This window comes from Pseudoalteromonas aliena SW19, assembly GCF_014905615.1.
In the GTDB taxonomy this organism is placed as follows: Bacteria; Pseudomonadota; Gammaproteobacteria; order Enterobacterales; family Alteromonadaceae; genus Pseudoalteromonas; species Pseudoalteromonas aliena.
Genome location: NZ_AQGU01000026.1, coordinates 14,341 through 41,339, shown reverse-complemented (window position 1 = coordinate 41,339; position 26,999 = coordinate 14,341). Strand labels below are relative to the sequence as shown.

The window sequence follows — 26,999 nt, the reverse complement described above, 5'->3', positions numbered from 1 at the left end:
GTATGGGGTCATTCGATATTCAATAGGTTTGAGTATCACACTGACACCGATTTAGGGCTCACACCCAAGAAGGTACTTATGGCTAAAGCAAGTAAATACACATCTAAAACACCCGATGAAAATGGTGTTATACATTGGAGTGATGAAGAAAATAAAATTTGGTCTGAGCTTGTAGCACGCCAACTTGCATGTATTGAAGGAAAAGCCTGCAACGAGTATATGCAAGGGTTAAAAAAGATTAACCTGCCACACGATCGTATTCCGCAGTTAAGCGAACTAAACGACGTATTACTCGCCACTACCGGTTGGCAAGTTGCACCAGTACCTGCGCTTATCGACTTTGATGAGTTCTTTAGATTACTGGCAAACAAGCAGTTTCCGGTAGCTACATTTATTCGTAGCCGCGAAGAATTTGACTACCTACAAGAGCCAGATATTTTTCATGAAATATTTGGCCATTGCGCCATGCTAACTAACCCTGACTTTGCCGAGTTTACGCATAAGTACGGGCAATTAGGTTACGCAGCGCAGAAAAAAGACCGTGTATACCTTGCGCGTATATACTGGTTTACGGTTGAATTTGGTTTAATGCAAACCGAAGACGGCCTGCGTATTTACGGCGGCGGTATTTTATCAAGCCCAGGTGAAACTCAGTACGTATACTCGAATACTCCAGAAATCAGCCCAATGAATGTGCTTGATGTACTGCGTACTCCGTACCGTATTGATATTATGCAACCACAGTACTACACCATAAATTCGATTCATGATCTGTTTGATATATCGCAAATGGATATTATGACTTTGGTTGAGCAAGCTAAAGAGCTTGGTTTGCACGACCCAAAATTTCCACCAAAAGAAAAATTAGCCAGTTAAACATTAATGCTCAAAAAGCTAAAAAGTAAGGATTTAGAATGTCTTCATTAAGTGCACAAAAATGCGAAGCCTGTCATGTAGATGCGCCAAAGGTATCTGACGAAGAGTTAGCGCAATTAATTACTAATATCCCAGACTGGGTACCAGAAGTACGCAACGGCATTATGCAGCTTGAGCGTGTTTATAAATTTAAAAACTTTAAACAGGCTATCGCGTTTACTAACAAAGTAGGCGACATGGCAGAAGACGAAGGCCATCACCCAGGTTTATTAACCGAGTGGGGCAAAGTAACCGTTACGTGGTGGAGCCATTCAATTAAAGGCCTACACAAAAACGACTTTATTTGCGCAGCTAAAACAGACGACGTATTTAACGCGCTGTAATAAAAAATATTAATTGAGTAAACCAACAAAGGTACTTTTTAAGTGCCTTTTTACTTTAAGTATATAATCAAATATTGTTGTCTAATTTTGTGCTGAACTTTATTACTTGAACAGGGCTTAACGCAGTTTAAATTTCCCAGTTACATGTTTTAACTAAATTAAACCAAGTGCTGGAAAAGCGTTTTGGGGTTGGAGTAGTGGGCAGATCTAGGCTCATCTCTAGTTTTTTTGCTAAATGATTGTGCACGAGCATTTTTATTTTATCGCTTTCTAACTGTTTATACGCAACCTGTAGTTGCTCTTTTTCGTTACGGCTCATGTATCCGCCTGTTAGCTTTTTGTAACCTGCTTCTAACCATAAGAGCAGTGCTTTTTTTGCTTCATTTGGAAATGCATGGGTGAGTGTTGATGTGGGTTCGTGTAATCTTTCAAAGTTAACTACATTCTCTTGAATTAAAAATACCATAAGCAAATTAAGTCCCGCAGAAACCTGTCCAGCCCGCTTGTTGATTTTTTGGTAATTAATAAATGCTTTGCGCAGCCATGATTCCGCGTCAGCGGTGTTACCTTCGTAAAGGGCTAAATACCCTAAATTACTTTCTATAAGGGCAGCCACATTTGATAAATTTAGATCTAAGGCAATTTTGTGGTTATCAATATATAAATTACGCGCTTTTATATAGTCACCTTTTGAACTGGCCACAATAGCTATACTGTTGATAAGTGTTAGGCGTTGACGGTCATTTTTGGCGTATTTATAGCTGCATTCAAACGCGAGTTCTGCATCATTGAAGTATCCAGCGTGGCGTAGCCATATTCCTAAAGCACTCATAATAGAGGTCATGTTTTGTTGAAAGTAAGCCGTTTTATGATGTTTAAAAATAGCTTCTAAAGATTTGTGAAGCTGATCATAGTGACTAGTATAAACGGCTGTCCGTGCGTAAATTTGGTGCCAACGAATAAACAGCTCAGGGGGAGCATTATCTAAATTATCAAGGCTTTCAAGAATAGTGATAGAGCGGGATGGACTAACAACTAGATAATCTTCAGCTAAGTCTAACTTATTTTTGAAGCCACTAAAGTCTTCTGCAAATACTTGCTGAACGTTTAGTAATAAACAAAAGAAAACACTGGATAGCCGTAACAACTTAACCTCTGCTCGGTAATGACATAGCTTTACATAAGCTTAACAAACCAAAGCGTATAAATACACTTGATAGCTAAAAAGTTATACATAGATGCAAAAAGCCCCAAGTTTAAAACTCAGGGCTTTTTTTAATTTGCTAATTTAGCACCGTTTATTCGTTAAACAGGTGCTTTAGATAAGCTAAAAATTATTATTTACTCATCAATTGAGCGTAGTAGGGCGTTGATGCCTACTTTTTCGCGTGTTTGCTGATCTACTTTTTTCACGATAATTGCAGCGTAAAGACTATGCGTACCATCTTTTGATGGTAGTGCGCCAGGGACAACTACGGCGCCAGCTGGTACGCGGCCGTAGTGAATTTCACCCGTTTCACGGTCGTAAATACGGGTGCTTTGGCTGATGTAAACGCCCATTGAAATTACTGCGCCTTCTTCAACAATTACGCCTTCAACAATTTCAGAACGTGCGCCAATAAAACAGTTGTCTTCAATGATAGTTGGGTTAGCTTGTAGAGGCTCTAAAACGCCACCTATGCCTACGCCACCAGATAAATGTACGTTCTTACCAATTTGTGCACACGAGCCTACAGTCGCCCATGTATCAACCATGGTGCCGTCGTCAACGTAGGCACCAATGTTTACATACGATGGCATAAGTACGACGTTTTTACCTACAAAGCTGCCTTTACGTGCTACCGCATTGGGTACTACGCGCATACCGCCTTGCTGAAACTGCTCCGGTGTATAGTCGCTAAATTTAAGCGGTACTTTGTCGTAAAACTGGTTTACGCCGTCGTTCATTGGTTGGTTGTCGCGAATACGAAACGACAGTAACACGGCTTTTTTAAGCCACTGGTGTACAACCCATTCCCCCGATATTTTTTCAGCAACGCGTGCTGCGCCGCTATCAAGTAAATCGAGTGCATCAATAATAGCTTGTTTTACATCGCTAGATACGGTGCTTGGGCTAATGCTATCGCGGTTGTCCCATGCGTTTTCGATCATCGTTTTTAAATCTGACATGTGTGTCCTCTATTCTGTTTCGGCGTTGAATTTTTTACGTAATGCCTGATGAATTTTTGCTTGCTCTTCATCGGTCAGCGCTTGGTATTCGTTATTAGATACAACAAAGAAATCTTCAGCACGTTCACCTACTGTTGTTATACGAGCAGCGTGAATATGTAATAAATGCGCTTGGAAAACTTCGGCTATTTTGGTTAACAAACCTTGTATATCGACCGCTTGAATTTCTATTAAACTGCGGTCTTTACGTGCATGTGGGCGCAGAATGATTTTAGGTTTTATATTAAAGTCTTTAAAGCGTTGTGAACGGTTCTTTTTAAAACGTATTTTTTTACGTGGATCGTTAAGTGCTTGTTCAAGCCCTCGTTTAATTGATTGCGCACGGCCGCTGGCGATAGGTTGACCATTTACTTCTAGTATTACAAAGCTAAACAGTACATAGCCATCTTTAGTGGTTAGAACTTGTGCGTGTTGTATTTGCGCTTTTTTAGAGCCAATCACACTGACTAAACGAGCAAATAATACGCTAGAATAAGGGCTGTATACAAACACTTGCGTCCCGCCATGCATTGCCTTATTTGACACAATAACACTCGGTTGGCTTAAATCAGTACTACTTAACAAGTGCTCACTTTGCCACGATATTTGTTGTTCACTAAAAGCGGTATAATAATTCGCTTTAAAACGGCTCCAAATTAAATCAATCTTTTCTTCTTGATAACCTAAGTTAAGAAGGCGCTGTTTAGCTTGGTGTTTTTTATCGCGAATTTGGTCGCGTTGGTCCATTGGGTTTTCAAGCCCTAAACGTAACGCCCGTTGTGTATGTAGGTAAAGCTCACGCAGCAGGGTGTTTTTCCAATCATTCCATAAGTTGTCGTTGGTTGCACGTATATCTGCAACGGTTAAACAATATAAATAGTCGAGTTGACGCTCTGTTTTTATCCGCGTAGCAAAATCTTTAATAACACCTGGATCGTTAATATCTTTACGTTGCGCGGTAACCGACATAAGTAAATGATTACTTACAAGCCATGCAATTAACTTTGCATCAGCCGATGAAAAGCCATGTAGTTTAGCAAATGCAATAGCATCAACGGCACCAAGTTCTGAGTGATCGCCACCACGCCCTTTTGCTATATCATGAAAAATACCCGCTAAATAAAGCAGCTCTGGCTTGTCCATTCGAGTGACTATTTCACTGCAAATAGGAAACTCGCTAATACCGGTTTTATCAAAGTATTGGTAAATATTTTTGATTAGCTTATGGGTATGTTCATCTACTGTATATGCATGAAATAAATCAAATTGCATTTGTCCAAATATATTACGCCACTGGGGTAAGTAGGCGGCAAGCATGCCATGCTTGTGCATGAGCGTAAATGCGCGGCCCATACCGTTAGGATGCTTAACGAGACGTAAAAAGGCTTCACGACAGGCCGCGTAGTCTTGTAAGTCTCCCAATAAACGACGGCGAACTTGGCGAATAGTTCGGATAGTGCTTGGGTAAATATGAGTAATTTCTGGGTTGTCAGCTATGTGCTCGAATAAAACAAACAGCTGATCGCGCCTAAAGAATACGGATGGATCTTTTACTCTTATTTGATGGCCTATTTGTTCAAAGTTTCTGTCGAGCTCTACTGCTTGGTTTTCACTATTTTGAGGGCTGATACTTTGCTCAAAGTATGAAAGCAACATTTGATTTAATTCACGTACACGACTCATTATTCTAAATAAGCGTTTCATCATACGCTCAACTGATGCTTTACCATCGCTACCAAAACCCAGTATTTCAGCGGCTTGCGGCTGATGATCGAATAATAAGCGATTCTCAGAACGTTCAGCGGCTAAATGCAGCGCAAAACGAATATTCCACAGATTTTCTCTGCACTCTGAGAGCTCTTGAAACTCTTCGTGAGTAAGGTAGCCATGATTTATAAGCTCTTGCAGGGTCTCGGCTCTAAAGTGTTTTTTGGCAACCCAAATAATAGTTTGTAAATCGCGAAGGCCGCCAGGGTTTTCTTTGATATTTGGTTCAAGGTTATAGGCCGTGCCGTGGCATTTTCTATGGCGTAAATTTTGTTCTTGCACTTTGGCAACAAAAAAGTCACTAGAGCCCCAAACTGGCGTTTCAAGTACAAATGTTTTGAGTTTTTCAAACTCAATATGATTACCAAAAATAAGGCGGCTTTCGAGCAAGCTGGTAGCAAAGGTGACGTCTTCACGCTTTTGTTCAATAGCTTGCTCTATAGTACGCACGCTATGCCCTATCTCTAAATTGAGGTCCCACAGCATGGTGACAAACTGGCCAATTTTCTCGCAAACATTTTCGCTTGGTTGTTGAGTAACAAGCAATAAAAAATCGATGTCTGAGTAAGGGTGCAGCTCGCCGCGCCCATAGCCACCAACAGCAATTAGTGCAAGGTCAGGTTCGTGTGCTAAATCATAAACATGGAATAGTTTAATGAGTAGGCGGTCAATAAACTCAGCCCGAGCATTAATTAAATTCCCAACGGGTTGTTTCGAAAATTCGTTATGTAACCATTTATAAAAATAGCTAGAACAATCGCGATAATCACTCAGTTGCTCAGCATCGCTAAGCAACTTCTTTACTTTGTTGGGTAATGCCACGTGGGCTGGCTCCTGTTATTGGACGCATTAACTTTTAGAATTAAAATTCGTTAAATCTAAAAAGTCACATGCCCTTATTATTAGTGTTCTATGATCCTGTCGATTGTATCATCTGATCGTAGCGTTAAAATTTCAACACCATTTTCAGTCACTAATAAAGTATGTTCCCACTGCGCTGACAAACTACGGTCGCGTGTTACTACAGTCCAATCATCTTTAAGAAGCTTACATTGACGTTTACCTGCATTCACCATAGGTTCAATAGTTAAACACATACCTGCTTTTAAGGCTTCACCAGTACCGGCTTTGCCGTAATGCATTATTTGTGGTTCTTCATGAAATCCTGCACCAATACCGTGGCCACAATATTCACGGACAATTGAGTAATTAAAGCCCTCTGCATATTTTTGAATTGCTTCGCCAATATCACCTAAACGCACACCTGGTTTTACCATTTTAATTGCCAGATATAAGCTTTCTTGGGTTACTTCTGCAAGACGTTTGCCTTGAATGTTGGGTGTACCAACGTGAAACATTTTAGATGTGTCGCCGTGGTAGCCATCTTTAATGACTGTTACGTCAATATTTACGCTATCGCCATCTTTTAATGCTTTGTCATTTGGAATTCCGTGACAAATAACATGATTAACTGACGTACAAACTGATTTTGGAAAGCCATGATAATTTAATGGAGCAGGGATTGCTTGTTGCACATTAACAATATAATCATGACAAATTGTATTTAGCTCATCGGTGGTAATTCCTGGCACTACATGTGGGCCGATCATTTCGAGTACATCGGCTGCTAAGCGCCCAGCTACACGCATTTTCTCTATTTCTTCAGGGGTCTTGATAATAGCGCTCATTGAGGCTCCAAAGTTGAGTTTTTAACATTTATCGCTGCATAATTTTTGCACGCGATGTTGAGTATTTGTTTTTAATATGGTATAAAGCGCGCCGTCTTTTTACAAATAAATTCTTAAATGATTTTTTGTATTTAAGGCAAACACAATTTGATTTTAACACACACACGTATCGTCACATACACTTGGGTGCATTTGAAGTTTAATTACTTCGGTGTTGGTGCTATGGGATATGTGGAGGCCTAACCCTAAACAACTATAGAGGATCTATAAAATGGCAAACGTTTCAATGCGCGATATGCTTCAAGCTGGTGTTCACTTTGGTCACCAAGCACGTTACTGGAATCCTAAGATGAAGCCTTTCATCTTCGGCACACGTAACCGTGTACATATCATCAACCTTGAGCAAACTGTACCAATGTTCAACAACGCACTTAAGTTTTTAACTGGTGCTGCAGCAAACAAAGGTAAAGTTCTTTTCGTTGGTACTAAGCGCGCAGCAAGCGAAGCAGTTAAAGAAGCAGCTATCGCGAGCGACCAGTATTACGTAAATCACCGTTGGTTAGGTGGTATGTTGACTAACTGGAAAACAGTTCGTCAATCAATCAAGCGTCTTAAAGACCTTGAAATCCAAAGCCAAGACGGAACTTTCGAGAAATTAACTAAGAAAGAAACGTTAATGCTTAACCGCGAAATGGACAAGCTTGAAAAAAGCCTTGGTGGTATCAAAAACATGGGCGGTCTTCCAGACGCGCTTTTCGTTATCGATGCTGATCACGAGCACATTGCTATCCGTGAAGCTAACAACCTAGGTATTCCAGTTGTTGCAATCGTTGATACTAACTCTAACCCAGACGGTGTTGATTTCATCGTACCTGGTAACGATGATGCTATCCGTGCAGTAAGCCTTTACACAAGTGCTGTTGCTACTGCTATCACTGAAGGCCGCGAGAATAACATCGTTGCTCAAGCTGAGAAAGACGACTTCGTAGAAGCTGAGTAATTAGCTGTCATCAAGTCTTCATCTTTTTAAGGTGAAGACTTGCTATTCTTGTAGAGCGGGTAACCCGCTTATCTAAACCAGAATTCAGATTTGAGGATTTACTAATGGCTGTAACTACTGCCCTAGTTAAAGAATTACGCGAGCGCACAGGCGCTGGCATGATGGATTGTAAAAAAGCGTTGACTGAAACTGATGGCGACATCGAGTTAGCGATTGAAAATATGCGTAAAAGTGGCGCTGCTAAAGCTGCTAAAAAAGCAGGTAACATTGCTGCTGAAGGTACTATCATCATCAAGCAAAACGCGGGTGTTGCAGTACTAGTAGAAGTTAACTGTCAAACTGATTTCGTTGCAAAAGACGTAAGCTTCTTAGCATTTGCTAATAAAGTTGCTGACGCTGCAATTGCTGACACTATCTCTATCGAAGACTTACAAGCTAAGTTTGAAGAAGACCGTGTTGAGCTAGTGACTAAAATTGGCGAAAACATCAATGTACGTCGTCTACAATACGTAACGGGTGAAAACCTAGTTGAGTACCGTCATGGCGATCGTATCGGTGTTGTTGTTGCAGGTGTTGCTGATGAAGAAACACTTAAGCACGTTGCAATGCACGTTGCTGCATCTAGCCCTGAATACTTAACACCTTCAGATGTTCCAGCTGATGTTGTTGAAAAAGAAAAGCAAGTACAAATCGAAATCGCGATGAACGAAGGCAAGCCTGCTGAAATCGCTGAGAAGATGGTTGTTGGTCGTATGAAGAAATTCACTGGTGAGGTTTCTCTTACTGGTCAAGCTTTCATCATGGAACCTAAAAAATCTGTTGGCGATATTCTTAAAGAGAAAAACGCAACAGTTACTAGCTTCGTACGTGTAGAAGTTGGTGAAGGTATCGAGAAGAAAGAAGAAGATTTTGCTGCTGAAGTTGCTGCTCAAATTGCTGCTGCTAAAGCTAAGTAAGATTACTATTTGTGATGCAAAAGGAAATTAGATGCAATTAAAGTACTATTTGGTTTTGCTTCACAGCTAGAAATTCTTTAAAATAACCGCGCTTTTATGTTTAACATAAGCGCGGTTATTTTTTATCCATAATTCAATAAAAGTTGGCCCCAATACTATGACTATCAATCGCAAACCTATTTTTAGACGTGTTCTTCTTAAATTAAGTGGTGAAGCTTTAATGGGAGACGAAGGCTTCGGCATCGACCCTAAAGTTTTAGACCGTATGGCACAAGAGATTAAAGAGCTAGTAGAACTCGACGTAGAAGTGGGTTTAGTGATAGGCGGTGGTAACTTTTTACGTGGTGGTTCACTGGCCGAAGCCGGTATGAATCGTGTTGTTGGCGACCATATGGGTATGCTTGCAACCGTAATGAATGGTCTTGCCATGCGTGATGCATTGCATCGTGCGTTTGTTAACTGCCGTTTAATGTCGGCTATTCCACTTAATGGTGTGTGTGATGCATATAATTGGGCAGAAGCAATTAGCTTGTTAAAAACGGGCCGTGTTGTTATTTTTGCAGCAGGTACGGGTAATCCGTTTTTCACTACCGATTCTGCGGCGTGTTTACGTGGTATAGAAATTGAAGCAGATACCGTTATTAAAGCAACCAAAGTAGATGGTGTTTACAGTGATGATCCTGTTAAAAACCCTGAAGCGACGCTTTATCGCCACTTAAGCTACAATGAAATTATTGAAAAAGAATTAAAAGTTATGGATTTAGCGGCATTTACTTTGGCCCGCGATCATAATATGCCGTTGAGCGTATTTAACATGAATAAATCAGGCGCGTTAAAACGCGTAATTATGGGTGAAGAAGAAGGAACCCTTATTTCTTCACAAGCCTCAGATGAAATAATCAAATAATTAGGATTAAACCGTGATTAACGATATTCAAAAAGACGCGCAAGCGCGCATGCAAAAAAGTGTAACAGCACTAGGTAGCCAATTATCTAAAATCCGTACTGGCCGTGCTCACCCTGCAATTTTAGACGGCATTATGGTGTCGTACTACGGTGCACCAACACCTTTAAATCAAGTTGCTAATGTAACAATTGAAGACTCTCGCACACTGGCTATTGGTGTATTTGACAAGTCTTTAGCGCAAGCTGTTGAAAAAGCAATTATGGCATCAGATTTAGGCTTAAATCCTATGTCTGCAGGTACTGTTATTCGTGTGCCACTTCCTCCACTGACCGAGGAACGTCGTAAAGATTTAATTAAAATTGTACGTGGCGAAGTAGAAGGTGGCCGTGTTGCTGTTCGTAATATTCGTCGTGATGCAAACGGTGATTTTAAAGCTTTATTAAAAGATAAAGAAATATCGGAAGATGAAGCACGCCAAGCTGAAGACGCAATTCAAAAACTTACAGACAAGTTTATCAAAGAGATGGACGCACTGTTAGCAGCAAAAGAAACTGAATTGATGGAAATCTAAGTAAGGTCCTGTTTATCTTTCGAGGTTGAATTTGCAGCAGTGTGTTTGGTTTTTAAGCAAGGCAGAGCCTATGTAGTGTGGTTATTCCCCATAATTAGGCGATAACGACGCATAAAATCCAAACACGCGCTGCCCAAAGGGTTCTGCCTAGGGGGGATTAACTCTTTGTTACTCGATTTTTACTTAGTCCACTAGGTTACAAATCTCGCGCCGCGATTAAGTCGCCCCTAAATTGAACAAATTACAATCCTGAAAGGTCGACAGGACCTATTAAAATTATTAGTTTTGAAACGCCGTCTGGGGTATACTAGGCGGCGTTTTTTTATGGAATACTCGATATTTATGGCTCTAGACGCTGATACAATTTCACAGCAATGTTTACCTAAACACGTTGCCATCATCATGGATGGAAATGGACGTTGGGCACAAGCTAGAAACAGACCTCGTGTATATGGGCATAAAAAAGGTGTGGACGCTGTGCGTCAATCAGTTCAGTTTTGTACTAAATTAGGGATACAATCGTTAACCTTATTTGCTTTTAGTAGTGAAAACTGGCGCCGCCCTGAAGACGAAGTGAATACTTTGATGGAGCTCTTTTTGTTTGTTTTAACAAAAGAAGTGAAAAAGCTTCATAAAAATAATGTAAAACTAATCATTATTGGAGACTTATCACGATTCTCGGAGAGCTTGCGTAGTAAAGTATATTCTGCACAAGAGCTGACTGAGAACAATACGGGGCTGTGTTTAAATGTAGCTGCTAACTATGGTGGTCGTTGGGATATGGCTAACGCTGCGAAACAACTTGCTTTGCAAGTGGCAAAAGGCGAGCTCAATGCAAACGATATTACCGAAGAGCGTTTAGCGCAGCATATGAGCATGGCAGATCAGGCTGAACCTGATTTACTCATTCGTACAGGTGGCGATGTTCGTATTAGTAACTTTTTACTATGGCAAGCAGCTTACGCCGAACTTTACTTTACCGACACACTTTGGCCTGATTTTAATGAAGCAGCATTTGCTGAAGCCATTGCATGTTACGTTGCCAGAGAGCGACGTTTTGGTTGTACGGGCGAACAAATAAAACAATTACTCGCTCAAAACTAAAAGAATAAGGGTCACATTTTGTTAAAACAACGAATTTTAACCTCACTCGTGCTAGCACCTTTAGCACTGGCTTTGGTTTTTTATACACCGCTTACGTTATTTAGTTATTTTGCTGGTGCAATCGTGTTATTGGGGGCATGGGAATGGTCTGCTTTTATGGGCTTATGCGGTAAGCTTAAAAGAGGCGCGTTTGTTATTTTAGTTGGGGTGTTACTCGCACTGCTTAATTTACATTGGCCAATAGATGCATTATGGCAAAATGGTAAACTTGTTGGTGATGCAAATTATGTATTTACACTGGCATTTGCTTGGTGGATTGTTGCGAGCTATTTAGTATGGCGTTACCCATCGATGGCTAAAGCGTGGAATGAAGGCTTAGTGATGCGCGGTATTGCAGGCTTATTAACGCTTGTCCCATTATGGCTTGCACTTAATACATTACGAAGCGCGCAATATACAGAGTCGACTCATTTTGGCTCTATGCTTATTTTAGTTGTGTTAGGAATTGTATGGAGTGCTGATGTAGGTGCATACTTTACAGGGAAGAGTTTCGGTAAGCATAAACTAATGCCTAAAGTAAGCCCAAACAAAACAATTGAAGGGTTAGCAGGCGGTGTTGTTGCATCAATTATATTTGTATTAATATTTTGCCATTTTACTGATGTTGATTTAGTTGTTTGGCCTGTGTATGCGATTATGACAGCATTTATAGCTTTATTTTCTGCAGTTGGTGATTTGCTTGAAAGTATGTTTAAACGCGAAGCGGGCCTTAAAGACAGCGGTAGCTGTTTACCAGGGCATGGTGGTATTTTAGACCGAATTGATAGCTTAACGGCTGCGGCTCCAATGTTTGTGATGTGCTACGCGTGGACACTGAGTTTATGAGCCACAGGCAATTACTGGTTATTTTAGGCGCCACGGGTTCAATTGGTTTAAGTACACTTGATGTCGTATCGCGAAATAAAGAGTTATATGATGTGTTTGCCTTAACTGCAGGGCAAAACGCAAAAAAAATGGCTGAGTTGTGTATTGAACATCAGCCTATGTATGCAATTATGGCAACGCAGCAAGCCGCTGAGCAGTTATCTTTATACTTAGCTAATACTCAGTGTCAAACTTTGGTAATGCACTCAGTTCAAGCAATGAGCGATTTATGTGCTCATCCTGATGTTGATATTGTTTTGTCGGCAATTGTTGGTGCTGCGGGCTTAATGCCTACATTGAGTGCCGTTGAGGCGGGTAAAAAAGTGTTGCTTGCTAATAAAGAATCATTAGTTATGTCTGGTCAGTTGTTTATCGATAAAGTAAAACAACACAAAGCCACTCTGCTGCCAATCGATAGTGAACATAATGCTATTTTTCAATGTCTTCCTTCTTCATTACAAAATGCCAAAGGCGATCAACATTTACAACAGCACGGTGTAAGTAAAATTTTGCTTACCGGCTCTGGTGGCCCATTTTTAACTCGCGATATCAATACCCTTAAAAATGTCACTGTGAATGAAGCGGTAGCGCATCCTAATTGGTCTATGGGTCAAAAAATATCAGTAGATTCAGCCACTATGATGAACAAAGGCTTAGAGTTTATTGAAGCCAAATGGTTATTTAATTGTGATGCTAGCGATATTGATGTGGTTATCCACCCGCAAAGCATTATCCATTCAATGGTGCAATATCACGATGGTTCTATTTTAGCGCAAATGGGTAACCCAGATATGCGTACACCAATAGCGCATGCGCTAGCATACCCTGAGCGAATTGATGCAGGCGTTAAGCCGTTAGACTTTTCTGATATTTGTGATTTTACGTTTACTAAACCTGATTTTACTCGTTACCCGAATTTACAGTTGGCGATTGATGCGTGTAGTTCAGGCCAAGGGGCAACTACAACCGTCAATGCAGCAAATGAGATTGCTGTAGATGCATTTTTAAACGGTAAAATTGGTTTTACCGATATATATACAATAAATGAACAGACGCTCGACGCTGCGACGTATACCAATGTGCAAAGCCTAGATGAAATTCTAGAATGCGATAAATTAGCGCGCATTAGCGCTTTAGAATTTATAACAAAAGTGGCGCATTAATATGTTTGATTTTTTTTGGAATCTCGGCTCATTTATTCTCGCTCTCGGTATTTTAGTTACAGTGCATGAGTATGGTCATTTTTGGGTGGCGCGTAAGGCGGGTGTTAAAGTACTGCGTTTTTCTATTGGTTTTGGAAAGCCTTTATTGAAATGGCGCGATAAATACGATACAGAATATGTAATTGCCGCTATTCCATTAGGTGGTTATGTAAAGATGCTAGATGAGCGCGTTGATGAAGTACCGCAGAGTCAACGGCATTTATCTTTTAATGCAAAATCGGTTCAGGCGCGTATCGCTATCGTTGCCGCAGGCCCCATGGCTAACTTCTTGTTTGCTATTTTTGCACTAGCCGTCATGTATATGGTGGGTGTGCAATCCGTTAAGCCTGTCGTTGGCAGTGTTACCCAAGGCAGTCGCGCAGAACAAGCGGGTATAATGCCAAGCCAACAAATCATTAAAATTGGTGATAATGATATAGCAACATGGCAAGACGCTACATTTGCATTGATGTCTAGCTTAGGTGGACAAAGTGTTGAGGTAACAGTTCGAGATGAAAACCTTCAACCAAGAGTTAAAACGCTTAATTTAGATGGTTGGAAATTAGATCAGCAAGATGTGCCACCACTAAGTTCACTTGGCATAGTGCCCTTTAGGCCACAAGCCACACTAACGATAGCGGCAGTGACTAAAAGTTCAGCGGCAGAACATGCAAATTTGCAGGTTAACGATACAATATTGGCTGTGGATGGCGAAACAATAAGCAATTGGCAGCAATTAGTTAATCTTATTACGCAATCGGCTAACAAATCTTTACAATTTAGTGTAAAAAGACAAGATGCTATAAAAGCAATAATCGTAACCCCTCAAGCTCGTATTGATGATAATGGCATTGAGCAAGGTTTTTTAGGTGTAGCGCCTGTTGTTCAGCAATGGCCTGATGGATATGTAGAGACTAGACAGTACGGTCCGCTCGATAGTATTGTTCGCGGCACACAAGAAACATGGCGTTTGATTACCCTCAGCTTTGATATGATAGGTAATTTAATTACAGGCCAAGTTTCGGTTAAAAATTTAAGTGGTCCAGTGGGTATTGCAGTTGGCGCAGGAACTAGCGTAAGCTATGGTTTAGTTGCCTTTTTGAGCTTTTTGGCACTGATAAGCGTTAACTTGGGGGTATTCAATTTATTACCCCTGCCAGTGCTTGATGGTGGACACTTAATGTATTACATAATTGAACTTTTACGTAAAAAGCCAGTCTCTGAAAAGACACAAGAGTTTGGTTTTAAAGTGGGTGCTTTATTGCTCATTTTTCTAACATGTTTCGCTTTGTTCAATGATGTATCGCGTTTGTAGTTGCAACGTAACCAATTACTAATTAGAACTCGATTGTAAAATATCTCTAAGTAGAGGTGTTAAGCGGTAATACAGTTGTATAGGATAAAGATAATAAAATGGCTATAAAAAAACATTTGGCAATGACAAGTTTATTAGGGGCAAGTTTTGCAGCCCTAGGCCAAAACTCCTTTATTGTTGAAGATCTAAAAGTTGAAGGTTTACAGCGTGTAGCACTGGGTGCTGCGTTAACGCATATTCCTATCAATGTGGGCGATAATGTAGATGACTATACGATTTCAAAAACAATAAAGTCACTTTACCGCTCAGGACACTTTGATAATATAAAAGCGCTTCGTGATGGTAATAACGTTGTTTTTAAAGTAACTGAGCGTCCAACTATTAGCTTTATTGAATTTGAAGGCAATAAAGATATAAAAGACGAGCAGCTCAATGAGTCGCTAGGTCAGCAAGATATTCGTGTAGGTGAACCTCTAGATCAGACTGTTATAGATAACATTGAAAAAGGCTTAGTTGAGTTTTTTCACAGTATCGGTAAATACAACGCTAAAGTTGATATCAGCGTGACTAAATTACCACGTAACCGCGTTAAACTTAAATTAGAGTTTGATGAGGGTGATGCGGCATCTATTCGCCAAATTAACCTAGTGGGTAATGAACTTTTTTCAAATGAAGACCTGCTCAAACTTGCTGAGTCTCAGCAAGACTTGCCTTGGTGGCAGTTCATGGGCAGCGATCGATACCAAAAGCAAACAGTTGAAGGCGATTTAGAAAAAATTCGCAGCTTTTACTTAGACCGTGGGTATCTTCGTTTTAATATTGACTCAACGCAAGTATCAGTGAGCCCAGAACGTGAGTCTGTTTACGTTACAGCTAATTTAACTGAAGGTGTTAAATATACAGTCAAAGGTTTTGACTTTATAGGTGACTTACTTGGCCGTGAAGATTTAATTAAAAGTGTAATTCCACTGAGAGCTGGAGAGTTATATAATGGCTCTGTCGTTACGTCTTCTGAAGAGTTTATTAAGAGTTATTTAGCACGATTTGGTTATGCTAATGCTGAAGTACGTACAATTCCAGATATTGACGACGAAAAGCAAGAAGTACAGCTAACACTGTCTGTTAATCCAGGTAAACGAGTGTATGTTCGCCGTATAATTGTAGGCGGTAATCAAAACACGTCAGATGAAGTGTTGCGCCGTGAAATGACTCAGCTGGAAGGTGCTTGGTTATCTAATCAAAACCTAGAGCGTTCAAAATTACAAATTCAGCGTTTAGCCTATATGGAAAAAGTTGACTTTAATGTTGTGCCAGTACCAGGTGTTGATGACCAAGTTGACGTTGATTTTACTGTTAAAGAACAGTCGGCAGGTAGCTTTAACGCAGGTCTTGCTTATGGCTCTTACCAAGGGCTGCAATTTAATATTGGTGTGACAGAATCTAATTTTTTAGGTACTGGTAACCAAATTGGTTTTAATATAAATACCTCTAAGGGCTCTGAACGCGTAAGTCTATCTTACACAGACCCATACTTTACGCCTGATGGTGTATCGCAAGGTAGTAGTATTTTTTATAGCAACTACGATGCAAGTGCATTTAGCCTTATTAATTACAAATCAAGAAGCTATGGGATTGGCACAAATATAGGTTTCCCTATAGATGCGATTAATCGTGTCAACTTTGGGGTGCGTTGGATACAAGAAGAACTGTCGGATATTGCTGAATACGAGCAAACACGAGTACTGCGTGAAACTTTCATAGATAAAGACAACCCAGATAAGGGCTTTGACTTTACTAAATATGAGTTAAGTGTAGGCTGGTCTCGCATCACAGTAAACCGTGGGTTATTTCCTACAGCGGGCTCGCGTCAAACTTTGAACCTAACAGCAACAACGCCTAACTCAGATCTCCAATACTTCAAATTGAACTATGACTCGCGTTTTTACTGGCCAATTTCAAACGATCACCGTTGGGTGTTTTCAACACGTGCGGCACTTGCTTACGGTAATGGCTATGGTTCAACAAATGGCTATGATCAAACTCTGCCATTCCAAGAGTATTTCCGTATTACTGAGATGGAATTACGAGGCTTTGACCGCAATACAATCTTACCACGTGCAGTATCTCGTAGACCACTATTGATTCCAGGTACGCCGGATCCGGATGGTGTTACAACTGGCAGTATAGGCGGCGCATCTGAGTTTGATGTATTAGAAGCGCAAGGTCGAATAGGTGGTAATGCTAAAGCAGTGGCTGGTATGGAGTTAATTGTCCCTACACCATTCTTAGATGAAGAGAATACTAGCTCAGTTCGTACGAGTTTCTTTGTTGACGCTGCAAACGTATGGGATACTGAATTTAACGTCGATCGTTTTCAAAACTTAGGAGTTGATCAGCGTGCTAAGCTAGATGATTATTCAGATCCGATGCGTTTTAGGATTTCAACCGGTTTATCACTACAGTGGATCTCCCCGATGGGTCCAATGCTGATTAGTTTTGCGTATCCATTGCAAAAAGAAGAAGATGACGATACAAAAACAATTAGTTTTAATATTAGTAATACTTTCTAAAGGAGTTTTTTATGACTAAATTATTTAAATCTACAGCAGTAGCTGTTTTAGCAACGTTAATGATGGGTACTTCTGCAAGTGCACTAGCACATAAAGTAGGCATAGTAGATATGCAAGAAATCTACAAGCAGCTTCCTCAAATGGCTAAAATTGAACAATCATTACAATCAGAGTTCGCAGAGCGTCGTCAAGAGCTTGAAAAATTACAAGGCGATATTCGTTTTGAAGCTGAGAAGTTTAAGCGCGAAAGCACAACGATGAGCCAAGCTCAAAAAGATACACTGCGCGATAAAATTCAAGGCATGCAAAAAAACCTTGCCGAAAAAGGTCGTCCTTTAGAGCAAGAAATAAAAACACGTCAAAACCAAGAACTGGCGAAAGTTCAAGGTTTAATTATTACAACGATTGAAGAAATTGCTAAAGATGGCGACTTTGATGAAGTTAAAGTAAAAGATACAACTATTTACTTTAATCCTAAAAAAGTAACTGATTTATCTGATAAAGTCGTAGCAGCTGTTAGCAAGAAATAATCACTCTATGCAAAATTATACGCTTTCGCAAATCGCGAAACTTCTAAGCGCCGAACTTCAGGGTGATGGCGCTTTAGAAATAAAAAAAATAGCGACACTTGCAAATGCCCGTACTGGGCATATTGCATTTTTAGCGAACTCAAAATACCGCCCACAACTGCAAACTACTCAAGCCAGTGCTGTGATTGTAAGTGAAGCCGATGCGCCATATTTTAATGGTAATAAAATCATTGTTGCGAATCCTTATGTTAGCTATGCAAAACTAGCGCAACTAATTGATACAACGCCACGCTCAGCATCTACGGGTATTCATGTTAGTGCTGTTATTCATCCAACGGCTGTAATAAGTCCAAGTGCTGCTATTGGTGCTAATGCCGTGGTTGAAGCTGGTGCCGTTATTGGCGATAACGCACAGATTGGTCCGAACAGTTTTATTGGCGAACGTGTTAAAATAGGTTCAGGTACTAAGCTTTGGCCTAGTGTGACTATTTATCATGACGTTGAAATTGGTTCGGATTGTTTGTTTCAAGCAAATAGTGTTGTGGGTAGTGATGGATTTGGTTATGCAAACGAGCGAGGGCAGTGGATCAAAATACCTCAGCTTGGATCGGTTATTATAGGCAACAAGGTTGAAGTTGGTGCAAGCACCACAATTGACCGGGGGGCACTCGATGACACCATAATTCATAGCAATGTTATTATCGATAACCAATGTCAAATAGCACACAACGTTGAAGTTAATTCAGGCACAGCAATCGCTGGCTGCACCGTACTTGCAGGAAGTGTAACCATTGGTAAGAATTGCCAGATTGGTGGCATGGTTGCAATTAATGGTCACATGTCTGTATGTGATGGTGTTATAATTACCGGCATGAGTATGGTGACAAAATCAATCACCGAACCAGGTATTTACTCATCTGGTATGCCCCATACAACTAACAAAGAATGGCGAAAGTCTATTGCTCATTTGCGAAATCTTTCAGACATGAAATCTCGTCTTAAAGCGCTAGAAGCACTGACTAAGTCATAAACGTTGAACACTAATAAGGATGCTATTTTGGCAAACGAATTAAATAGCCTTGATATTCAAGAAATTTTAGCTTTATTACCGCACCGTTATCCGATGCTACTAATTGACCGTGTTATTGATTTTACACCAGGTAAATCTTTGCATGCTATTAAAAATGTTTCTATAAACGAACCTATTTTCACTGGGCACTTTCCAAATCAGCCTATTTTTCCAGGTGTGTTAATTTTAGAAGCAATGGCACAAGCAACAGGGTTACTTGGTTTTAAAACAGTTGAAAACCGTAGCGAAAATGAGCTTTACTTATTTGCTGCTGTAGACAATGCCCGTTTTAAGCAGCCGGTGATCCCAGGCGACACTATGCATCTTCATGTTGAATTTTTAAAAGAGCGCCGTAATATTTGGAAATTCGCAGCTCAAGCAAAAGTCGATGGCAAATTAGTATGTAGTGCCGAAATTATGTGTGCTAGAAGAGAGTTTTAATTGTGATCCATTCTACAGCAATAATCGAACCTGGCGCGAAACTAGGCAACAATGTCTCAGTTGGCCCATATAGTTATATTGGCAATGATGTTGTTATCGGTGATAACTGTATTATTGAGTCTCACGTTGTTGTGAAAGGGCCATCGACGATTGGCTCTGGCAATCATATTTTTCAATTTGCGTCTGTAGGCGAAGCCTGCCAAGACAAAAAATACAACAACGAGCCAACCACATTGATCATGGGTGATAACAACGTTATTCGTGAATGTGCCACAATTCACCGTGGAACAATTCAAGACCAAGGCGTTACTAAAATTGGTAGTAATAACTTATTTATGGCTTATACACACGTTGCACATGACGCGGTAATTGGCGATAACGTAATTTTTGCTAACAACGCAAGCGTTGCCGGCCACGTACATGTAGGTGATTGGGTTATCCTTGGTGGTAATTCGGGTGTTCATCAATTTTGTAAAATTGGTGCACATGCTTTTATTGGTATGTATTCAGGTGTTAATAAAGATGTACCACCATTTGTTACTACCATTGGTATGCCAGCAGGCCCTGCAGCTATCAATAAAGAAGGCATGAAACGTCGTGGTTTCGAAAGTGATGAAATTATGGCGGTACGCCGTGCTTATAAAGCGTTTTATCGTAAGAGCTTAGGTGCAGACGAAGCGATTGAGTCTCTCACGGAAGATGCTGCAAAGTATCCAGCAGTGCAGTTGATGATCGATTTTGTAAAAAACTCAGAGCGCGGCATTGTAAGATAATTAGCGCGTTTGCTTTAAGCATTAAAAAAACCACCCTAGATGATAAATCGAAGGTGGTTTTTTATTGTCCAGCGTTTAAAACCGAGTAGTTAGCGCAACATAGTCGGGATAAGTGCCACTGAGCTCCTTATGAGAGCCTTGCGCAACCACTTTACCATCTTCTAACCATACGACATTATCCATTTGAGCAAGAAGAGCGGGATCGTGCGTAATTGTCAGCACGCTCGCGTTATTCATAGCATGCATTATTGCTTGCATTACCCCTTGCTTAGATTGATTATCAAGCCCCTCTGTTGGTTCATCAAGAACTAAAATAGCGGGGCTTTTAAGTAATGCTTGCGCAATGGCTATACGCCTAGATTGACCTTGCGATACGTTACGCCCGCCAGTGCCTAATCGTGTTTTTAAGCCTTCTTTTAGCTCATTAAACCATGGGCTCAATTGGGCTAACGAGAGCGCTTCAATCATTTGCTCTTTAGTTGCATTTGGCGCAGCATAACGTAAGTTTTCACTTAATGTGCCATCAAAAATATGATGCTGCTGAGCGAGTATATTTATAACACTTGCGCGTATATCGCTATTTAATGAATGTAAATTAACAACACTATTTTGATTATTTAGAGTGATGCTACCTTGTTGCAAAGGCCATAAACCAGTAAGTAAATTTACAAGCGTCGTTTTACCGCTGCCGCTTCTACCGACAATCGCTACTTTTTGCTGAGGCATCAGCTCAAAACTAACATCAGTTAGTGCCGTTTGTTCACCATATTGGTAGCTGATATTGTTAAGTGCCAATGTGTTATTTTGCGCACTAAAGCTTTCATCTGCCTCTATAATTGTACTTTCAATTTGCGAACTAGCGGCTTTATCTTCAAGCGTAAATAATCGCTCTGCTGCTTTTAATACACTTGGAAGCTCAATAAACGCATTGGGTAGCAGTAATACGCTTTCAAAGCTTGCCAGTACAAATAAACTCAACATAGCAAGTTCTACATTTACCATAATATTGGCGTAAACCAATGGCACTATGGTTACTATGCTAGCAAGCATGGCTAATTGAACAACCAACAAGCTCAACCCATCTGAGTTTGCTAGTGCTTTGTGACGAATAAATAATTGCTGATTGTACTGCTCGCTTAATTCGTCGCACTTATTAAGCTGCTGCGAACGGGCTTGATAAATACTTAGTTCTCTAAGCCCTGTGAGTGTATCTGAAAGCTCAGATCGAAGCTGTGCACTCAGTTGTGTTTCTTTATGGCTGTTTTTAGTGAGCTTTGCGCTGAGCAGGGCAGGTATAACCACACCAATAAGCACAATACCAGTAAAGCAAATAAGGGCGACGTTGCCATTATAGGCCGACATAAACAGCATGATGATTGGCACACTTAAAAGCGCGACCAGCATCGGAAGTAAAACGTTTAAATAAAACTTGTCGAGCGCGTCTACATCGTTTTGTAATCGGTTAACTAAATCGGCGCTGCGGCTCATTGCTAAATCAACATTGTTAAGCTTACTTAACGTTGCAAATACATTGGTACGTATTTCACTGAGTAATAAAAACGTGGCGTTATGAGTAACCAAACGTTCGCCATAGCGCGATGCAGTTCGTACAATGGCTAAAAACCGAATGGTGCCCGCTGGGGTAAAGTAATTCATTTGTACGCCCGCAATACCAGCAGCGGCCATTGATGCTAAAAACCAGCCAGAAATAGCCAATAAACCGACGTTAGCTAATACCGTAATCGTCGCTAAAAATGTACCCAGTAGCATAGCTTTGTAATGAGGAGCACAAAGCTTTAATAAGCGAATAAAATTAGTCATGTGCCACCCCTTGTTTAGCGATTTTTAATAAATCAGCAAATGCTCCATTTTGCGCTGCAAGTGTTTCAAAGTGATCTTGCTCAGCTATCTTTCCATCGTGCATAACAATGATATTACTGGCATGTTTTACGGTATTTAACCGATGAGCAATAACTAACACTAAATTATTTTTAGCGTATTCACTAATAGCATTTTGAATAAGTTGCTCTGTTTGGCTATCAAGGTGCGCTGTAGGCTCATCAAGCACTAAGACTGGTGCTTGTTTTATAAATGCGCGAGCCAGTGCGATACGTTGTTTTTGACCGCCAGAAAGCCCTTCGCCTTGCTCACCTATCAGTGTGTTAAAACCATCGGGTAGGGTATTTATAAATTCAAGCGCACCCGCTTGCTTTGTTGCATGCTCAAGCTCTTGTTGTGTGGCATTTGGTTTTGCCAATTTAATATTGGCAGCAATGGTGTCGTAAAATAGCGTCGCTTTTTGTGGTATCCATGCAATATTATTTTGTAGGTAAGTAATATCGGTTGTACTTAAACTCTGCTCATTAATAGATAGGTGGTTAATCACCTCAGGGTGAAACCCTAACAAACAATCAAACAACGTACTTTTACCTGAGCCACTACTGCCCACAACTGCAATTAAGCCTTTATTTGGCAGTGTTAAATTTATATTTTTAATCCCTTCGTTACTGTCGGGGTATATAAAATTAAGGTTGGTAATATTTATTGAGTTAATTGTATCTAAAGTTAAGTTGTTTTCAGGCTTGGTTATAGTTACTGATGTATTTTCGTCACTTGGTAGTGGGGCATTTAAAATCGCAACCATGTCGGCCGCCGCACTAATACCTTGTAAGCGTGCATGATAATGACTCCCCAGTTGGCGCAATGGCAAATAAAATTCAGGCGCTAAAAGTAGCACCACAAAGCCAGTAGCAAAATCAAGAGTGCCAAAAAACAATCTAAAACCAATAATTACAGCAACCAGTGCCACGCTAATGGAGGCTAAAAACTCAAGTGCAAACGATGATAAAAACGCGATTTTTAAAACATCGAGTGTCGCGTGTCTAAAATCATCTGAAATTTTAGCGATTTGTTTAAGTTCGATACGTGTTGCATTAAATAGTTTTAGTTGTGTTAAACCTTGAACGCGGTCAAAAAAGTAATTGCCCAGCACAGCAAGTTGCTTCCAGCGTTTTTGGTTTAAAGCTTCGGCTTTAGAGCCTACCAAAATCATGAAAAAAGGAATGAGCGGGGCGGTTAATAAAAAGATCAGCCCAGCTTTATAATCTGTCGGAAAAATAACAACCAATATTGCCAGCGGAATAAGTGCGCTGTAAGCAACACCGGGTAAGTATTTAGCATAATAGTCGTGGAGTGCTTCTACGCCATTATGTAGGGTATTTAATGTAGCACCTTGGCCGTGTTGTTCTATATAGCTTGGCCCAAGTAAACTGAGCTTATTTAGAAGTGTTTGGCGCATAGCCGACTTTATTTTAAGTGCAGCAAATGCACTCAAACGTTCACTTAGCGCCAAAAACACTGCGCGTAGTAAAATAATACCTGCTAAGGGCCATAATAAATGAGTAACTTGGGCTAAGCTATTACCTTCAAACATAACGTTGTGAATAGTTTGCGCAAGTAAATAAGCACCTGCAATCATTAGTAATGCGTTAAAAGTACCCAATGCAATGCTTAACTTTAACCACACTGCAGCGGGTTTACTTCGACGCTTTAAAAAAGCGCGCAGTGATTGCTGCTGCGCGCGATCTGGTTGGGGATTAGTCGTCATCTTTTGTGTTGTTAACATCATTTAATAAATCATGCATGTCTTGTTCATCATCAGCAATGCTGTTTTTGTTTTGCTGAAACTCGTACCACATTACATTTATAACACCTAAGGTACAGGCCAAAAGTACACCTAAAATCCAAGCGAAATACCACATAGTTTAGTCTCCTTAATAGCTACCGTGAGTGTTGTTTTCAATTTCTTCAACCGTTACTCTGCGCCACATTTTTACGTAACACCAAGTGGTATAGGTTAAAATAAGTGGCACAAAAATACACACCGCAACAAACATTACATTGAGCGTTTTATGACTCGATACCGCATCCCAAATTGTTAAGCTAATATTTGGATTATTGCTTGATGGCATAATAAAGGGGAACAGTGATACACCCGCCGTCATAATTACGCCAATTAACATTAAGCTTGTTGAAATAAGCCCAAGTGCAGGTTTGTTCAATTTAGAAAACACAAGTGCACTTAATGCCATTGCAAACGCTAAAATAGGGAAGGTCATTGTCCACGGACGAATGCTATAATTACTTAACCAAGCACCTTGCGCTGTTGTGACTACTTTAGCTAAAGGATCTGCATGACTCTGTGTATCAGCCATAGATACAATTTGGTAACCGGTTAAATTAGCAACCCAAAAACCAGCTGCAGCAAATAATACAATAAATACAATCAGCGAATAACGACCATACTGACCCGAACGCTCTGCGACTGCACTTGCTGTACGAAGTTGTAACCACATTCCCGCATGCGCAACTAACATGGTAATACTTACTAAACCTGCCAGTAATCCAAATGGGTTAAGTAAGCCAAAAAATGAGCCTTGGTAGCTAACACGCATTAGGTTATCAATATTAAATGGTACGCCTAAAAATAAATTACCAAACGCAATACCAAATACTAAAGCTGGAATCGCGCTGCCTGCAAGCAAGCCCCAATCCCAGTTGTTGCGCCAGCGTTTTGAGTCTACTTTACTGCGGTAATCAAATCCAAGTGGTCTAAAAAATAAGGCAAAAAGTACCAGCATCATGGCAAAGTAAAAGCCCGAAAATGCGGCAGCATAAACCATAGGCCACGCTGCAAATAACGCGCCGCCTGCAGTTATAAACCATACTTGATTACCATCCCAATGCGGGCCAATAGTGTTTATTACTGTGCGGCGCTCTGAATCTGTTTTACCAACGAGGCGAAGCAACATAGCAACGCCCATATCCATACCATCGGTAATAGCAAAACCAATAAGCAGCACACCAATGATCAACCACCAAAGCATTTTTAACGTTTCATAATCAAAAATCATGATTGCTCTCCTTCAGTTTTCTCAGCTTTGTTTGGTAATTCAAAATGATACTTACCAGTATGTAGCGAGCTTGGTCCTTGCTTAACAAACCGGATCATCAGCCAGCCTTCCACAATGGCTAAACCAGTGTAGAAAACAATAAACCCAGTTAAGCTAATTAAAATATCGTTTACTGTCAGTGACGATGTCGCTAAAAAGGTCGGCAGTATTTCAGATATAGCCCAAGGTTGACGGCCATACTCAGCAACTATCCAGCCAAATTCAATCGCTATCCAAGGTAGTGGAATACTCAATACTGCAGCCCATAACAACCAGCGCTTTTGCTCAATAACGCGATGTGCGTTGTAGTAAAATGCTAAAATAAATACCGCGAGCATGGCTACGCCACAGGCAACCATAATCCTAAATGACCAGAACATAGGGCCTACTTTAGGGAATGAGTCTTTAACGGCTTTTTGAATGTGCTTTTCTGTGGCGTCTACAACATCAGGTGTGTAGCGCTTAAGCAACAAACCATAGCCCAAGTCGTCTTTTAGGGTATCAAATTTGGCTATGTTTTCTGGTGTATCTTCGCCGTTTCTGAGTTTTGTAAGGTATTCATAAGCAATCATGCCGTTGCGAATACGCACTTCGTGTTGTTTTTCTAAGTCGTTAATTCCCGTTACTTGCTCATCGAGTGAGCGCGTAGCAATTAAACCAAGCGCATAAGGTATTTTAACTGCGGCATGGGTAACTTGCTCTTCTGAGTCAGGAAAACCAAACGCAGTAAATGCAGCGGGGGCTTCTTCTGTGTGCCATTCTGCTTCAATTGTGGCAAGTTTAACTTTTTGAACTTCGCCGACTTCGTAGCCTGATTCATCACCGAGTAAAATTACACATAAAATAGACGCTAAACCAAAGCCAGATGCAACCGAGAAAGAACGTTTAGCAAACGCTAAATCACGACCTTTTAATATGTACCAACTACTTATGCCCAGTACAAACATCGAGGCAGCTACGTAACCTGCCGATACGGTATGAATAAACTTAACTTGCGCTACAGGATTAAACACAAGCTCTGCAAAACTGGTCATTTCCATACGCATAGTTTGATAGTTAAACTCAGCGCCCACAGGATTTTGCATCCAACCGTTAGCGATTAAAATCCATAGTGCCGACATATTTGTTCCCAACGCCATTAAAAAGGTTGCCCCTAAATGTTGGCGCTTAGAAAGCCTGTCCCAGCCTAAAAAGAACATCCCCACAAAGGTTGATTCTAAAAAGAATGCCATTAAGCCTTCAATAGCCAGCGGGGCACCAAAAACATCACCTACGTAATGGGAGTAATAAGACCAGTTAGTACCAAACTCAAATTCCATGGTAAGGCCTGTGGCCACACCTATTGCAAAGTTAATACCAAACAATTTTCCCCAAAACTTAGTCATATCACGGTAAATCTCGCGACCGGTCATAACATAAACCGATTCCATGATAACTAAAATCCAGGTCATACCTATAGTGAGAGGTACAAATAAAAAATGAAAGAGAGCGGTAACAGCAAACTGTAATCGCGATAGATCCACAAAGGTTTCATCTATCATTATTAGCTCCTTAAAAGTGACGGATTAACAGGGCAATATAATAATTGGCAAAGTTAGGTTTGTTGAGTTTTCAGTAGTTACTGAAAGTTTGTAATATTATTTACGTTTGTGCAATTTTTGTCAACACGTATATTAGCAAAACTTAATATATATTTCATATGCTACATGAGTATTAAAAATAAATAATTCAATAAATTAAATTTGCTTATAAAAAACCAGTTA

General features: G+C 40.4%; 24 protein-coding genes. 15 read left to right on the top strand and 9 right to left on the bottom strand.

Annotated elements, in window-relative coordinates; all coding sequences use genetic code 11:
• Positions 1-78 precede the first annotated feature (78 nt).
• Positions 79-876 carry a phenylalanine 4-monooxygenase gene (phhA, locus tag PALI_RS11460; protein ID WP_077537410.1) on the top strand — a complete coding sequence of 266 codons (798 nt, stop codon included), beginning with the start codon at positions 79-81 and terminating at the stop codon, positions 874-876.
• A gap of 38 nt (positions 877-914) precedes the next feature.
• Positions 915-1,259 carry a 4a-hydroxytetrahydrobiopterin dehydratase gene (locus tag PALI_RS11455; RefSeq protein ID WP_182700777.1) on the top strand — a complete coding sequence of 115 codons (345 nt, stop codon included), beginning with the start codon at positions 915-917 and terminating at the stop codon, positions 1,257-1,259.
• 127 nt (positions 1,260-1,386) lie between these two features.
• Here PALI_RS11455 and PALI_RS11450 read toward each other — a convergent pair whose 3' ends face one another.
• The 4 genes from PALI_RS11450 to map form a co-directional block, all read right to left on the bottom strand.
• Positions 1,387-2,406 (bottom strand): tetratricopeptide repeat protein, encoded by a 1,020-nt coding sequence (locus tag PALI_RS11450; RefSeq protein ID WP_193155943.1) that lies wholly within the window; start codon positions 2,404-2,406, stop codon positions 1,387-1,389.
• A 194-nt stretch (positions 2,407-2,600) separates the two neighbouring features.
• Positions 2,601-3,428, bottom strand: coding sequence for a 2,3,4,5-tetrahydropyridine-2,6-dicarboxylate N-succinyltransferase (dapD, locus tag PALI_RS11445; RefSeq protein WP_138584315.1), 828 nt, complete (start codon positions 3,426-3,428; stop codon positions 2,601-2,603).
• 9 nt (positions 3,429-3,437) lie between these two features.
• Entirely contained in the window at positions 3,438-6,056 is a 2,619-nt protein-coding gene (glnD, locus tag PALI_RS11440; RefSeq protein ID WP_193155942.1) for a [protein-PII] uridylyltransferase, read from the bottom strand.
• Positions 6,057-6,136: 80 nt separating this feature from the next.
• Complete coding sequence (gene map / locus PALI_RS11435; protein ID WP_193155941.1) at positions 6,137-6,922, bottom strand: type I methionyl aminopeptidase; 786 nt, start codon at positions 6,920-6,922, stop codon at positions 6,137-6,139.
• 271 nt (positions 6,923-7,193) lie between these two features.
• On the opposite strand from map, the gene rpsB reads away from it, so the two are divergent.
• The 13 genes from rpsB (at position 7,194) to lpxA (ending at position 20,284) form a co-directional block, all read left to right on the top strand.
• Positions 7,194-7,922 carry a 30S ribosomal protein S2 gene (rpsB, locus tag PALI_RS11430; protein WP_077537416.1) on the top strand — a complete coding sequence of 243 codons (729 nt, stop codon included), beginning with the start codon at positions 7,194-7,196 and terminating at the stop codon, positions 7,920-7,922.
• A gap of 104 nt (positions 7,923-8,026) precedes the next feature.
• The gene (gene tsf / locus PALI_RS11425) at positions 8,027-8,878 is read left to right on the top strand and encodes a translation elongation factor Ts (protein ID WP_008168613.1); all 852 of its coding nucleotides are present in this window, start codon (positions 8,027-8,029) and stop codon (positions 8,876-8,878) included.
• A 157-nt stretch (positions 8,879-9,035) separates the two neighbouring features.
• The gene (pyrH, locus tag PALI_RS11420) at positions 9,036-9,785 is read left to right on the top strand and encodes a UMP kinase (protein WP_077537417.1); all 750 of its coding nucleotides are present in this window, start codon (positions 9,036-9,038) and stop codon (positions 9,783-9,785) included.
• A 49-nt stretch (positions 9,786-9,834) separates the two neighbouring features.
• Entirely contained in the window at positions 9,835-10,356 is a 522-nt protein-coding gene (gene frr, locus PALI_RS11415) for a ribosome recycling factor (protein WP_404935935.1), read from the top strand.
• Between the two features lie 324 nt (positions 10,357-10,680).
• Entirely contained in the window at positions 10,681-11,460 is a 780-nt protein-coding gene (locus tag PALI_RS11410; protein WP_077537419.1) for an isoprenyl transferase, read from the top strand.
• An 18-nt stretch (positions 11,461-11,478) separates the two neighbouring features.
• Complete coding sequence (locus PALI_RS11405) at positions 11,479-12,345, top strand: phosphatidate cytidylyltransferase (protein ID WP_077537420.1); 867 nt, start codon at positions 11,479-11,481, stop codon at positions 12,343-12,345.
• Positions 12,342-13,547: a 1-deoxy-D-xylulose-5-phosphate reductoisomerase gene (gene ispC / locus PALI_RS11400; RefSeq protein ID WP_193155939.1), complete on the top strand. Its 1,206-nt coding sequence runs from the start codon at positions 12,342-12,344 to the stop codon at positions 13,545-13,547. The genes PALI_RS11405 and ispC overlap by 4 nt, the downstream gene beginning before the upstream one ends.
• A gap of 1 nt (position 13,548) precedes the next feature.
• Positions 13,549-14,901: a sigma E protease regulator RseP gene (rseP, locus tag PALI_RS11395; RefSeq protein ID WP_193155938.1), complete on the top strand. Its 1,353-nt coding sequence runs from the start codon at positions 13,549-13,551 to the stop codon at positions 14,899-14,901.
• 98 nt (positions 14,902-14,999) lie between these two features.
• Complete coding sequence (gene bamA / locus PALI_RS11390) at positions 15,000-17,471, top strand: outer membrane protein assembly factor BamA (RefSeq protein WP_193155937.1); 2,472 nt, start codon at positions 15,000-15,002, stop codon at positions 17,469-17,471.
• Positions 17,472-17,482: 11 nt separating this feature from the next.
• Entirely contained in the window at positions 17,483-18,001 is a 519-nt protein-coding gene (locus tag PALI_RS11385) for an OmpH family outer membrane protein (protein ID WP_077537424.1), read from the top strand.
• Between the two features lie 7 nt (positions 18,002-18,008).
• Entirely contained in the window at positions 18,009-19,031 is a 1,023-nt protein-coding gene (gene lpxD / locus PALI_RS11380) for a UDP-3-O-(3-hydroxymyristoyl)glucosamine N-acyltransferase (RefSeq protein ID WP_193155936.1), read from the top strand.
• A gap of 27 nt (positions 19,032-19,058) precedes the next feature.
• Positions 19,059-19,511 carry a 3-hydroxyacyl-ACP dehydratase FabZ gene (gene fabZ, locus PALI_RS11375; protein WP_077537426.1) on the top strand — a complete coding sequence of 151 codons (453 nt, stop codon included), beginning with the start codon at positions 19,059-19,061 and terminating at the stop codon, positions 19,509-19,511.
• A 2-nt stretch (positions 19,512-19,513) separates the two neighbouring features.
• Positions 19,514-20,284: an acyl-ACP--UDP-N-acetylglucosamine O-acyltransferase gene (gene lpxA / locus PALI_RS11370; RefSeq protein WP_193155935.1), complete on the top strand. Its 771-nt coding sequence runs from the start codon at positions 19,514-19,516 to the stop codon at positions 20,282-20,284.
• A gap of 75 nt (positions 20,285-20,359) precedes the next feature.
• Here the strand turns inward: lpxA and cydC are convergent, their stop codons facing one another.
• The 5 genes from cydC to PALI_RS11345 are packed head-to-tail and all read right to left on the bottom strand — an operon-like array spanning position 20,360 to position 26,777.
• On the bottom strand, positions 20,360-22,105 hold the full coding sequence (gene cydC, locus PALI_RS11365) for a thiol reductant ABC exporter subunit CydC (protein WP_193155934.1): 1,746 nt from the start codon (positions 22,103-22,105) through the stop codon (positions 20,360-20,362).
• Positions 22,098-23,891: a thiol reductant ABC exporter subunit CydD gene (gene cydD, locus PALI_RS11360; RefSeq protein WP_193156147.1), complete on the bottom strand. Its 1,794-nt coding sequence runs from the start codon at positions 23,889-23,891 to the stop codon at positions 22,098-22,100. The genes cydC and cydD overlap by 8 nt, the downstream gene beginning before the upstream one ends.
• The gene (gene cydX / locus PALI_RS11355) at positions 23,881-24,045 is read right to left on the bottom strand and encodes a cytochrome bd-I oxidase subunit CydX (RefSeq protein WP_138584327.1); all 165 of its coding nucleotides are present in this window, start codon (positions 24,043-24,045) and stop codon (positions 23,881-23,883) included. The genes cydD and cydX overlap by 11 nt, the downstream gene beginning before the upstream one ends.
• Positions 24,046-24,057: 12 nt before the next feature.
• Entirely contained in the window at positions 24,058-25,197 is a 1,140-nt protein-coding gene (gene cydB, locus PALI_RS11350; RefSeq protein ID WP_319025371.1) for a cytochrome d ubiquinol oxidase subunit II, read from the bottom strand.
• Positions 25,194-26,777, bottom strand: a complete 1,584-nt coding sequence (locus PALI_RS11345; RefSeq protein ID WP_193155933.1) for a cytochrome ubiquinol oxidase subunit I — start codon at positions 26,775-26,777, stop codon at positions 25,194-25,196. The genes cydB and PALI_RS11345 overlap by 4 nt, the downstream gene beginning before the upstream one ends.
• Positions 26,778-26,999 lie beyond the last annotated feature (222 nt).